At 41.8% G+C, this 12,070-nt stretch carries 8 protein-coding genes and 4 pseudogenes; 5 read left to right on the forward strand and 7 right to left on the reverse strand.

Translation table 11 applies throughout. From position 1 onward, the window contains the following. Window positions 1-407: 407 nt before the first annotated feature. The 3 genes and pseudogenes from WN50_RS04005 to WN50_RS04015 form a co-directional block, all read left to right on the forward strand. Window positions 408-1,539 (forward strand): cation:proton antiporter (locus tag WN50_RS04005; protein WP_049557980.1); only part of this gene is annotated, 1,132 nt, incomplete at its 3' end. 1 nt (window position 1,540) lies between these two features. Further along, window positions 1,541-2,554: pseudogene (locus tag WN50_RS04010) on the forward strand (NAD-binding protein); the annotation flags it as partial. Window positions 2,555-3,073: 519 nt separating this feature from the next. After that, the gene (locus WN50_RS04015; RefSeq protein ID WP_046277958.1) at window positions 3,074-3,247 is read left to right on the forward strand and encodes a chlorophyll A-B-binding protein; all 174 of its coding nucleotides are present in this window, start codon (window positions 3,074-3,076) and stop codon (window positions 3,245-3,247) included. 285 nt (window positions 3,248-3,532) lie between these two features. Here the strand turns inward: WN50_RS04015 and rpoD are convergent, their stop codons facing one another. The 4 genes and pseudogenes from rpoD to WN50_RS37340 form a co-directional block, all read right to left on the reverse strand. Continuing rightward, entirely contained in the window at window positions 3,533-4,708 is a 1,176-nt protein-coding gene (rpoD, locus tag WN50_RS04020; protein ID WP_046277959.1) for an RNA polymerase sigma factor RpoD, read from the reverse strand. Between the two features lie 872 nt (window positions 4,709-5,580). Beyond that, window positions 5,581-6,254, reverse strand: a 674-nt coding sequence (locus WN50_RS04025) for an ABC transporter permease (protein WP_049557985.1), incomplete at its 5' end; no start/stop codon positions are given. Between the two features lie 539 nt (window positions 6,255-6,793). After that, window positions 6,794-7,269: pseudogene (locus WN50_RS35805) on the reverse strand (RNA-guided endonuclease InsQ/TnpB family protein); the annotation flags it as partial. A gap of 1 nt (window position 7,270) precedes the next feature. Continuing rightward, a pseudogene (locus WN50_RS37340) lies at window positions 7,271-7,722 on the reverse strand (nuclease/transposase family protein); the annotation flags it as partial. A 670-nt stretch (window positions 7,723-8,392) separates the two neighbouring features. On the opposite strand from WN50_RS37340, the gene WN50_RS04040 reads away from it, so the two are divergent. Next, window positions 8,393-8,914 (forward strand): type IV pilin-like G/H family protein, encoded by a 522-nt coding sequence (locus WN50_RS04040; RefSeq protein ID WP_046281210.1) that lies wholly within the window; start codon window positions 8,393-8,395, stop codon window positions 8,912-8,914. Here WN50_RS04040 and WN50_RS04045 read toward each other — a convergent pair. From WN50_RS04045 to WN50_RS04055, 3 genes are all read right to left on the reverse strand, one after another. Next, window positions 8,906-9,421 carry a hypothetical protein gene (locus WN50_RS04045; protein WP_046281211.1) on the reverse strand — a complete coding sequence of 172 codons (516 nt, stop codon included), beginning with the start codon at window positions 9,419-9,421 and terminating at the stop codon, window positions 8,906-8,908. The genes WN50_RS04040 and WN50_RS04045 overlap by 9 nt on opposite strands. Window positions 9,422-9,629: 208 nt before the next feature. Continuing rightward, on the reverse strand, window positions 9,630-9,959 hold the full coding sequence (locus WN50_RS04050; protein ID WP_046281212.1) for a heavy metal-binding domain-containing protein: 330 nt from the start codon (window positions 9,957-9,959) through the stop codon (window positions 9,630-9,632). A gap of 109 nt (window positions 9,960-10,068) precedes the next feature. After that, entirely contained in the window at window positions 10,069-10,671 is a 603-nt protein-coding gene (locus tag WN50_RS04055) for a Coq4 family protein (RefSeq protein ID WP_152964699.1), read from the reverse strand. Window positions 10,672-11,130: 459 nt separating this feature from the next. Here WN50_RS04055 and WN50_RS04060 point away from each other — a divergent pair. Then, window positions 11,131-12,070, forward strand: a pseudogene (locus WN50_RS04060) (IS701 family transposase); the annotation flags it as partial.

The following is a 12,070-nucleotide window of genomic DNA, read 5'->3' on the forward strand; positions in this document are numbered from 1 at the left end:
CCCCATCACCCCATCAACCCCGGCAATTTTTAACTGAGAATGAAACAGCCCTGACCCAGTAGGGGTGCAAGGCTTGCACCCAAAAAAACACTTGCACCCAAAAAACACCGCTTCAACCGGGTGCATTTCATCTGATGAAAAACTGATTCCAACTGCAAACTAGACTTTTTTCAAGATATTCGATCAACTTCAAATAGCAGGTGTTTACAGAAGTTGTTAACCTGAGCCAGTCAGTCTAGGGCGAATAATGGGTTATGATAACCGTCAATAGGGTTTTAACTCTATTAAACATCAAGTCACAAGGTGATCAGATGCGATCTGCGAACTCTAGAACAACTTCAGACCGATCCGAAGCGCAGAATACAGGGCATTTCAACCGTCGTGAGTAGCCGAACCCCATTACGCTTATGGAAACAACTTCCTTTGACATTACTCTGCTGATGGTGATCACAATCATTAGTGGAATAAGCGCTCAAGTTTTAGCAGACTACCTCAAAGTACCTGCGATCGTCTTCCTATTGCTATTTGGGATTATCGTCGGTAATGATGGTTTAGGGTTAGTCCATCCCAACCTACTGGGTGAAGGATTAGAGGTGATCGTATCACTCTCGGTTGCTCTGATTCTGTTTGAGGGCGGTTTAAGCCTAGAACTTAGGGATCTAGGACAAGTTTCTGGAAGCATCCGTAATTTAGTCACCTTTGGCACCCTAATCACCCTCACAGGCGGCGGAATGGCTGCCCACTGGTTAGGTGAATTTCCTTGGCCGATCGCCTTTCTTTACGCTTCATTGGTGGTTGTCACCGGGCCTACCGTAGTCGGGCCGTTACTCAAACAGGTTTCTGTTGATCGTCGAGTCGCCGCCTTACTCGAAGGAGAAGGGGTTTTAATCGATCCAGTCGGTGCCATTCTCGCCGTTTTAGTCCTCAACGTTGTCTTAAGCGGGAACGCCAACCCCCTAGAACTTTTTCAAGAACTGATGATTCGCCTGGGAATTGGGGCGGCGCTTGGGGTGGCTGGAGGTGGGTTGCTGGGTTGGAGTTTAAAAAAAAGCCAATCTCTCTCTGAAGAACTGAAAAACCTGATTGTTTTAGCCGCCCTTTGGGGTTTATACGATTTAGCGGAAGTCGTTTACAGCGAATCTGGACTGATGACGGCGGTTGTGTCGGGGATGATGGTGAGAACGGTCGGTGTACCCGAAATGCGACAACTGCGGCGATTTAAAGGTCAGTTAACTATGCTGTCTGTCTCCGTATTGTTTATTTTGCTGGCGGCTGATCTATCGTTAGAAAGTATTGTCGCTTTGGGTTGGGGAAGTGTTCTGACCGTTTTGGCTTTAATGTGGATCGTTCGCCCGATTAATGTTTGGCTTTGTACTCTCAATAGCAATCTCAACTGGCGACAAAAAGCATTTGTCTCTTGGGTTGGCCCTAGAGGAATTGTCTCGGCTTCTGTTTCCTCTCTGTTTGCCATTTTATTAACCCAACGGGGAATGAACGGCGGAGACTCTATTAAAGCTTTAGTCTTTTTAACGATTATTANGCTTTAATGTGGATCGTTCGCCCGATTAATGTTTGGCTTTGTACTCTCAATAGCAATCTCAACTGGCGACAAAAAGCATTTGTCTCTTGGGTTGGCCCTAGAGGAATTGTCTCGGCTTCTGTTTCCTCTCTGTTTGCCATTTTATTAACCCAACGGGGAATGAACGGCGGAGACTCTATTAAAGCTTTAGTCTTTTTAACGATTATTATGACGGTTGTGATTCAAGGGTTAACAGCTCGTTCGATGGCCAAGTTATTAAGGATTACCTCTAGTTCTGCAACCGGAGCTGTTATTGTTGGTTCTAACCCGATTAGTCGCTTAATTGGACGCTTATTTCAGGAGCGGGGCGAATCTGTGGTGATTATCGATACTAATTCAGAAGCTTGTGAACAGGCTAAACAAGAAGGTTTGCGAGTTTATCAAAGTAGTGCTTTAGATCCCAATGTGTTAGAAGAGGCTGGTCTCGAATCTATTGGTACTTTTTTAGCAATGACCAGTAACGGAGAAGTTAATCTGGTCTTATCGGAACGCGCCGCAGAAGAATTTAAACCGCCTCGTGTTTTGGCACTCTTTCCTCGTGATCCGCAATCAAAAGCCTCAGCTAATAAAGAAAAAGTACAACAAGCTTTTATCCCCGATTTCTCCTTAAAAAAGTGGAATAAGTTCATGGAAAGTCAAGAGGTGAAGTTGGGAGAAACGACTCTCAAACAACCCGGATTAGAGTTTCAACGATCGCATTTACAAGCCTTAATTCGTTCTAATGAATTGCTTCCTCTGTTAGTAGAACGACAAGGAAATTTACAAGTTTTACCGGCTTCGGAAACATGGCAAATTGATGATCGGATTATTTATTTACTCCATGATCCTAAGCCCAAGCTTCTCAGACGCCTATCCGGTTCACAACAATCAACTTTAACCTTAGAAAAACATCCCGTTGTTGAAGAAGTTCCTATCCCTACTCCTACACTGAAAGAAAAAGAAAGCGAAGCTTTTGAAGAAGTCCCTGTCGATTAACACTGATGTTCTCTATAAAACAGAACAGGCGATTTTCCCCCGCTAGTTCCCTAGACAGAGAGGTTTGATCAAAAAATTGGGATACAAGCCTCGCCCTTAAGGGCGACTTTTATGGTAAAATCAAATAGGTTGAAAAACCCGCCTTGTCCCATAAATACTACAGAATAGAAGATTAGGTTGGAACTCCTTTAGTTGAGGGCAGAACAAGGGAAGNGATTTGTTAATAGTCGCGGGAGGACATTCTGAGACTTTAAACGGACGTGGAGGAAGGCATAAGACTCCGGTTATTGAAGCAGCGTCCTGCGAAGCGTCAACCCCATTCAGTGACCACCCGTTAAAGGTGGCGTGGTGAGGAATCTTCTCCCTTTAGGGAGGAGAGGATGTCAAAGATTAGTACCTTCAATCTGTGTCTTAGGGCTTAAATCTGACAAAAAAGGCCTTGTTGAGCTTGCACTTTCTTTACAGTTTAGTTACATTTATTCACAGAGAACAACAAGTTTCCTGAAAGGAGATTGCCACATGGAAAACCAAAATCGCTTACCCCAAGAGCAAAATCACAACGAGTGGAACTGGGGCTTTACAGCCGGATCTGAAACCTGGAATGGTCGTCTTGCCATGATCGGCTTTATCTCGGCTGTGATCATCGAACTCGCTTCAGGACAAGGTGTATTACACTTCTGGGGTTTGATGTAAGCTAGACGTAATGGAAGATTTGTACACAATGGCAGTCTCCATTACACTAGCTCTTTATTAAAATGTAGGAAGATTATAACATGACTTGGGAGTTTTCGATGACTCTCAAGCTTTTTATTAGCAAAAAAAGTAAGGGCAAAGCTGAAACAACGNTTTATTAAAATGTAGGAAGATTATAACATGACTTGGGAGTTTTCGATGACTCTCAAGCTTTTTATTAGCAAAAAAAGTAAGGGCAAAGCTGAAACAACGTCCTGACTTTGCCCATTCACGCCAAAGACCGCCTTAACGAATGTACTCTTTTAAGATGCTGTTGCGGTTGGGATGGCGCAACTTCCGCAGAGCTTTTGCTTCGATTTGACGAATCCGTTCACGAGTGACATTGAAGATTTGACCAATTTCTTCAAGCGTCTTCATCCGACCGTCATCTAAGCCATAGCGTAACCGTAAAACGTCACGTTCACGGGGACTCAGAGTATCTAAAACACTTTCGAGGTCTTCGCGAAGCAGGTTTTTGGACACCTGATCTTCCGGGGTTTCTCCATCAGACTCAATAAAATCACCCAAGCGAGAATCTTCTTCTTTACCAATCGGTGTTTCCAAAGAGATGGGGAGTTGGGCTGATTTCGCAATAAACCGCAACTTCTCAATGGTCATTTCCATCCGAGTGGCAATTTCTTCCTCTGTGGGTTTACGACCCATTTCTTGGGAGAGTAATTTAGTCGTCTTTTTGATCCGAGAAATGGTTTCATACAGGTGAACCGGAAGCCTTATTGTCCGAGATTGATCAGCGATCGCTCGGGTGATGGCTTGACGAATCCACCAAGTCGCGTAGGTACTGAATTTGTAACCTTTTTCGTGATCAAACTTTTCAGCCGCCCGAATCAATCCTAGACTTCCTTCTTGGATTAAGTCTTGGAATGATAAGCCTCGATTCATATACTTTTTAGCGATCGAAACCACTAAACGGAGGTTTGACTGCACCATCTTATCTTTGGCCCGTCTTCCGTGGAAAAGACGGCGACGGAATTCAGGTAAGGCCATGTCAACGGCACTTGCCCATTCCCGGTCTTCGGGTTCTCGATGGTGATGTTCGATTAGCTTTTCCCGTATTCGCTCTAACTCAAGTAAGTCGGCGATTTTACGCGCTAATTCAATTTCTTCATCAGCTCGTAATAATCGAATTCGACCTATTTCTTGGAGATAGAGTCTAATCGAATCCTCAGTGTAGTGTTTTTTCTTCGCCTGAGTCCGACGCCGTGACTTAGCAACTCCTTCTGACTTGCTTTCGTCTTCTTCATCAGACTGAGATTCTAGATAATCTTCGTCTTGACTATCATCATCTTCAAGCAGAAAGTCTAATTCATGTTCCGGTCGGGCTCGGGTTGAACTTTGAAGCAATTCGATCGGTTCCATCTCCGGCTGAATGGGGGTTGCGAGTCCGGTGTTCGTCTGGATCATGCCGCGTTCCTCATGCTCCTCAATGCAAGAATCAATCACTATAAACAATTAGTAGTTTGTCTATTTCTAGACAGTTTAGCCAATTCTAACCGCAATCACAGTTTGATTGGGGTTTAGCCGACTTCTTGAGTAAACTCGACTTCACTCAAATTATCGACATTGGATTTAAACAACACCGATTGGTGTTTTCACCATTGCAGTTAGACCTTTCTGATTGTAGCCTCTCTCATACAAAATGCACGGCCTCGCTACAACTTCTAGGTGGGTACTGGGATTAAAAGTTGAAATTCCTCAGATTTTGCAATTGGGGTCAGGCTGCTACAAACCCTCGGCATTTTTCTGCTAACCGCAGAATTAGACGGGTTTGGGAAGGAATTCCTCAACACCAACTAGCTTTGATCTCTAGTCATTAGAAGACAGCTTTTCAGAAGTTGACCCTTGCTGGAAAAACCTGTTGCCTCAATCAGCAGGTTAGTGGATATAACGATTTGGGGAAGTTTAATGATCTTCGCCTGTAGACTTTTTAGTCTCTAACATCATCTTAACCCAATTGAGACAACTGACTGAGTTGCTCCAGCCCATTAGCTTGCAAAAGCAAACCGGATGTTCACAACTTACAAGAGAAACTGTCTGAACTTAGTTCCTTTTTTGTACGTTAACTCAAATCTGAAAAATTGGTGCCTACTCTAATGTTAAATCAAGTTAAGCTTTTGACGCCATCTTTTTGTGAAATCTTGATCAACTTGTTCTATTGTTTTAAACTTCAACTGCTGAATATTTAAGATAAAGATCACAGTTAATATACATATCTTTACATTGATTGGATTAATCATTAAGTTCTTGTGAAGAGAGTCACACCCCATTGAGACCTACTAGCGTTGATTTCTCAGGCGAGGGTTTACCCAATCATTTAACCCTTCTCCCAACAGCGATAATCCCACCACCATCAACGTTAAGGCTAATCCCGGAAAAAAAGCAGTCCACCAAATCCCCGTCGGTAAAGCTTCCAGCGCTAAACGTAAATCATGTCCCCATTCTGGAGTCTCTTCCGGTAATCCTAATCCCAAAAATCCCAAACTTCCTAACGTTAAAATGGCATCAGCCGCATTCAGGGTAAACAAAACAGGCACACTCTGAATCACATTCATAAACAGATAACGGGATAATACTGTCCAGGTATCCGCCCCCAGGGCTTGCGCGGCTTCAATAAATAATTCTGTTTTAACACTTGTGGTATGATTACGAACCACCCGATAATATTGGGGAACATAAGCGATACTCAAGGCGATCGCTGCATTCAAAATTCCTCGCCCAACTACAAACGCCAGGGTAATCGACAGCAACAGTCCGGGTAAGGTATATACTGCATCCATGACAAACAGTAACGCTCGGTCTAGTTTTCCCCCCAAATAACCACTGACGAGTCCCAACGGTACCCCAATGATCAAACTTAACCCGGTGGCTAATAGCAACACCTTCCAAGCCGCCTGGACACCAAAAAGGGTTCGGGAAAAAACATCATAGCCCTGACGATTGGTACCAAACCNGTCCGGGTAAGGTATATACTGCATCCATGACAAACAGTAACGCTCGGTCTAGTTTTCCCCCCAAATAACCACTGACGAGTCCCAACGGTACCCCAATGATCAAACTTAACCCGGTGGCTAATAGCAACACCTTCCAAGCCGCCTGGACACCAAAAAGGGTTCGGGAAAAAACATCATAGCCCTGACGATTGGTACCAAACCAATGTTCAAGCCCTGGGGCTTGGTGAATGGGGTTCGAGAGAAACTCTGTTGGACTTTGAATCCATCCCCAAGCCAAAAAGACTGGAGACAATACCGTTATCAGAATAAAAACCATTGTGATCCCCAAACCCACCAACATCATCCGAGTTGAGAGATTGGGTTGTTTCCAGAGACTTAGAACTTCTAAGAAGCGAGATTTAGCAGCCGTCATTGACAATTCTACAGATGAGTTCGGGTTAATTGTCTCTTGACACTCCCCGCCATAAATGACGGGGATTCTTGGTTCACGGATCGCACTTTCCAACGCAGGAATCATCCAACATTAAAAGAGGTGCANTCTTCACAATATCCGCATGAACAAACATGGGTTCTTGTTGATAGAGATTTTGTTACTTTTTTCCCACAGTTAGAACAGTCAGCAGAGGTATTATGGGGAGCTACAGGTATTGTTAGCTTCCCATATTTTATTGCAAAATATTCTAACCAATAACGAAAAGTAGACCAGGCAACATCTGAAATTGATTTAGCTAAATGTCGGTTTTTTATCATGCCTTTAACATTCAAGTCTTCATAGGCGACCACATCATTAGAGTGAATTACGCAGTATGCAATTCTTTTTGCATACTCTTTACGTTGCCTACTTACTTTTAAATGTTTACGGGCATATCGACACAAGGCTTTGTGGTAGTTTTTTGACTGCGGTTTAACCCCACGAATGTATTTCTTGGATTTTCTGCGATTAGCTCGATTTAACTGTTTTTCAGCTTTCCTATAGAACTGAGGATTTTCTATGGTATTTCCAAAGCTATCTGCNGAAATACAAAACTGCACATAGTATCCATCGGCTCTCTTCACTAACCTCACTCGCTTAATGTCTTCGAGTTGGTAGAAATGAAGATCATAGGTTCCCTTTAGCTTCAGCTTACCGATATTGTTCTTATCGGTGAAAGTAATATGTTTCCTGTTCTCTGAAAGCTTCCATCCTGAAGTCTTGTATTCAACAGAACGAGCGTGTTTTTTGAATTTAGGAAACGCCTTCAAACCGGGTACTTTTCGCTTACAGTTGTTGTAAAACCTGCTAATTGCACTCCAACTACATTCAGCCGCAGACTGTCTAGCTTGAGAGTTGAGCTTGTGAGCAAAAGGATATTGTTTAGCCAACACCTTGCAATATTTATTGAGGTCGTACTTGCTCACCATTTTGTTGTCCATCCAGTATCTTAAACAAGAGTTTCGGATGAACTTGTAGGAGCGTATCGCCTCGTCNCGTACTTGCTCACCATTTTGTTGTCCATCCAGTATCTTAAACAAGAGTTTCGGATGAACTTGTAGGAGCGTATCGCCTCGTCAATTGCTCGATACTGGCTATCTTTACCTTGTGCTTTGAACTCAAAAACTATCAATTCGGACTACTTACCTTTAAATTTATGCTGACTATGATAGCATAGATTTGTCAAAGACAACCACATCGAGCGGTTGTTTTTGACTTTGGGGAGTCCATGTATCCCCGCCATAAATGACGGGGTTTTATTGCTCCCCAAACCCCACATCCGATCAACCAGAATCGAAGGATGAAGAAGTGAGGATTGAATAATCTAATCATCCCGTAGGAGCGATCATTTTCCATCCGCCTTTAACAAAAGTATAGAGTTCAGAACATTTCAGGAATAACTGTGGATCAGGCTGTAGTTGGATTTTGCTCAATACAAAAGCTCTGGTTTTTCAGGTTAAATGAACAGACTTCAAGATTTCTCTGTCTCTGCTGTCTCAACTCTAGCTTTCTGGAGATTCTTAATTTTTTCTCCCTTGCTATTAACCGGATGTCAACTCACTTTTTCCATTCCCGAACTTGAAGAAATTTCTCCCTTTGAAAGTAGCAATCAAGCTTCTTTTGTGATGAACNGCTCAATACAAAAGCTCTGGTTTTTCAGGTTAAATGAACAGACTTCAAGATTTCTCTGTCTCTGCTGTCTCAACTCTAGCTTTCTGGAGATTCTTAATTTTTTCTCCCTTGCTATTAACCGGATGTCAACTCACTTTTTCCATTCCCGAACTTGAAGAAATTTCTCCCTTTGAAAGTAGCAATCAAGCTTCTTTTGTGATGAACACAATGACAGCCGGACAACAGGCTTATTATAATGCCAACGGTCATTTTGCTAGTTCCATTGAAAATCTTTCGGTTGATGTTAATCTTGAAACCGGAGAATATCGCTATAATGTCACGACAGTCGGAGACTTGGCTCAAACGGTTGTGATCACAGCCGCCGCTAAAGCAGAGGGACTGCCCAGTTATACGGGCGTGGTAACAGTCGGACAAACGGAAGGGGGAGTGATGGCATTCGCAAATGTCTGTCAAACAGATGAACCTTCTACCCAACCTCCCCCACTTTCAAGCACACCTATTCCCGGTGAAGGGTTAAAATGTCCTCCCGGTTCTAGTCCGGCACGCTCACGCTAAAACAAAATCAACTTCGTCTGCTCCCCCTGTCTCACCTTGGCCGGATGCTATTTTTTCGCCATTGACTTCTACCGCAAAAGGAGTATTATCTAAACCGGACATATTATAGTCGGTTTTATCGCCTGTATATCCAACGCTGGCAATCATTTTCCGGCCAGCATCAGTATATTCAAAAGCCATCATTTGGTTTTTATCTTGCTTATTGTCCCGCGCCCAAATGACCATGTATTGTCCACCTTGGTAGTCAAATACTTTGGGTGAACGAGTGGGTACATAACGTCCTGGATCGCCAAAGCTAGTATCTAAAAATGATTGTACAGAATCATCTTGGACAACAGCATAACTCACTTGGCCAGGAGGAGCTTCTGCTTCGTTAACATCTCCTTGACTTTCGTCTGGGGCTTCTTCTTTGTTACGGTTTTTGAAGTAATCAACTGCCATTTTTGTTCCAATTGCACCGACGGTAGCAATACCTGCACCAGCGAGAATGTTGCGAAGTCTATTCATAGTCTTTTTTGACGATATACAATGGTTTTGTTGGCATCTATCACAACCAACGAAAGAATTGTATCAAACTTTGCAGAAAAAATCGCGATTTTTGACAAAAAGTATTTCGACTGGACAGACTTTTTCCTCTGATCGAATCGATTATAATTTTGGACTACCGGAGATTACATCTATCAACTTTTTTTATATGGCCCAATCTCTATAAAGCTTAATCGCGGTATTTGACTGCTGTCCCACTTGCTGCTACCATCAGCATACTTCCACCGCCACTGGAGTTAATGGTTTCATAATCTAAATCAATCCCGATAATGGCATTGGCACCCAGGGAAACGGCAGCTTGTTCCATTTCTTTTATAGCGGTTTCTTTAGCTTCGCGCAAGGATTTTTCATAGGCGGCTGACCTTCCCCCAACAACATCTCGAATACTGGCAAAAAAGTCTCTAAAAACATTTGCACCTAAAATCGCTTCTCCACTGACAATCCCACAATATTGAATAATCTGTTTGTTTTCAAGTGTGCCTGTTGTTGTTAAAATCATATCGAGTTTTTAACACCCCTCAAATGTTCTCTCCTGATTGTATAATTAGGAAATGAGATTGTCAATCGATCAGCATTAGAGGTCAAAAAAGTTAACTTTACTCCTCAACTTAAACTAAGCCTAGCTCCTTTTTAATTTCTATTAAGGGCTTTTCCCAATTTTCCTCAAACCGATAACTGAGCAAAAATTTTGCTTTTTTTCCTAACAATCGACCAACCCGAAGATTGCTAAAAATCTCTGGAATTTGTTGAGGAGCGAATAAAGGATAAAGGATGATAGCCATCGCCAATGAAACCTTTAAAGTCAGGCTATAGTTTTGTTCAGCCGCAAAGGCTAAAACTCCGATTTCTCCAGCGTAACTGGTATCAAACCCTAACAACACATGAAAAATATCGTGAGTGATTGAATATCGCAGAGAAAAAACATTTTTTTCGGCAATTCGACTCACTTCTGGGCTGATTTCAAAGGGTTTAAGATGATTCCGTTTCATGTGTTCAGCATATTGATAACCCAAAGTTGGGGGTGGAAGCTGACTTAATTTTTCTAAATCGATAGGCGGGTGATAACCGATAACCGACTGCATTTTTGATTCATGTTTCGGATTGAGTTTAACGCCAAAAGCTTCAGCTTTTAGAATGGCAACATCTCCTAAATAGTCAGTCGTTTTGGCGATTTTAATAGCTTGAAAGAACTGCTTGATATTAATCTCCATTTCAGTTTACTCCTGGGGTTTGCAAATGCAAGTCCAATCTTTCTCTACTTATTTCGCTGTTCAGTTTGATTAACTGTTTGATCTAACCAGTTTAAAAGCCGTTCAGAGAGTTTGTATTGACCATTGAAAATTTCGTCAGAGATCACAATCAGGCTTAATAAAATTGAGAATGAGATAAATTCCATCGTTTTGCATCTAAATTAACCTTCTATGATTAACTATGATGTTTGTATAGAGGTTTGACCAGGGAACATAGGAAAGTTAAGCTGGAAGTTACAGAATTTTATTGAAAAAAGAATGTTATATCATATTAAAAGAGACACAAGAGCGATCGCGTCAATTAATCAGTACAATCAATTCAGCGATCGCTCTTGTCACAATGATATCCCTCTTCTGTCAGTCTCCTATAAGTAAAATTAGAAAATAAACCACACGGGTAGCTAGAAGGGGGATAAGGTAATGGATGTAGAATTACAGATTATCAAACATTTGGCTAGAGATGCACAAGCAACAGTTTCAGTGATTGATGAATATTGCCAAGGTTATAAAGATTTATTCCCTGAAGTTAGAAGTTACGAATGTTTTAAATACTTACATCTAGGAATCATCTCACCAATTCCGAGAAAATCTTTACCCGAAATTGCTAAAATAGTAGGAATTAGTTCCCCGCAGTCACTTCATCACTTTTTAGCTAATTCGCCTTGGTCAGTGAAGGAACTAAAAGAAAGAAGATTAGCGCAAACTCTGAAAGCATTGAAAAGCCAGAAGATTATAGTAATAATTGATGAGACAGGAGACCGGAAAAAGGGTAAGAAAACCGACTATGTTGCCAGACAATACTTGGGGAGTGTGGGCAAAGTAGATCGGGGAATAGTATCAGTTAATGCTTATGGTGTTTATAAAAATATAACTTTTCCTTTGGTTTTTAGAGTGTTTAAACCCCAAAGAACACTGAAAGAAGGAAACATCTATAAAACCAAGATTGAAATTGCATCGGAAATCATAACAGAGTTAGTTGATTTTGGATTTCAGATTGAATTAGTTTTAGCGGATAGCCTCTATGGTGAAAGCAGTTTATTTATCAGTAAATTAGATGAATTTGAATTACCTTGGGTGTTGGCAATAAGAAGTAATCATGGAGTCTGGATGCTTGACCATGAGAAAGTTAGAGCCAATAAGTGGTGTAAATTTGAGAGGGTTTTTAGCAATCAAGAATCAGACACAAGATATATTAGAGAAATCATATTTGGTAAAAAGAGTACGAGAACCTATTGGGAAATCACCACAGATCAGAAACAATACCAGAGACATTAACTTCCTTTGTGATGACAAACTTAACAGAAAAGAGGAGCCAGATTAAAAAGACATTAGGTAATCTATATGGGTTAAGAACATGGGT

The sequence above is a fragment of the Limnoraphis robusta CS-951 genome (genome assembly GCF_000972705.2).

Coding starts and splice junctions, on each gene's coding strand:
- WN50_RS04055 (WP_152964699.1), bottom strand. CDS start 10,671: ATGGAGATTAATATCAAGCAGTTCTTTCAAGCTATTAAAATCGCCAAA.
- WN50_RS04050 (WP_046281212.1), bottom strand. CDS start 9,959: ATGATTTTAACAACAACAGGCACACTTGAAAACAAACAGATTATTCAA.
- WN50_RS04015 (WP_046277958.1), top strand. CDS start 3,074: ATGGAAAACCAAAATCGCTTACCCCAAGAGCAAAATCACAACGAGTGG.
- WN50_RS04045 (WP_046281211.1), bottom strand. CDS start 9,421: ATGAATAGACTTCGCAACATTCTCGCTGGTGCAGGTATTGCTACCGTC.
- WN50_RS04040 (WP_046281210.1), top strand. CDS start 8,393: ATGAACAGACTTCAAGATTTCTCTGTCTCTGCTGTCTCAACTCTAGCT.
- rpoD (WP_046277959.1), bottom strand. CDS start 4,708: ATGATCCAGACGAACACCGGACTCGCAACCCCCATTCAGCCGGAGATG.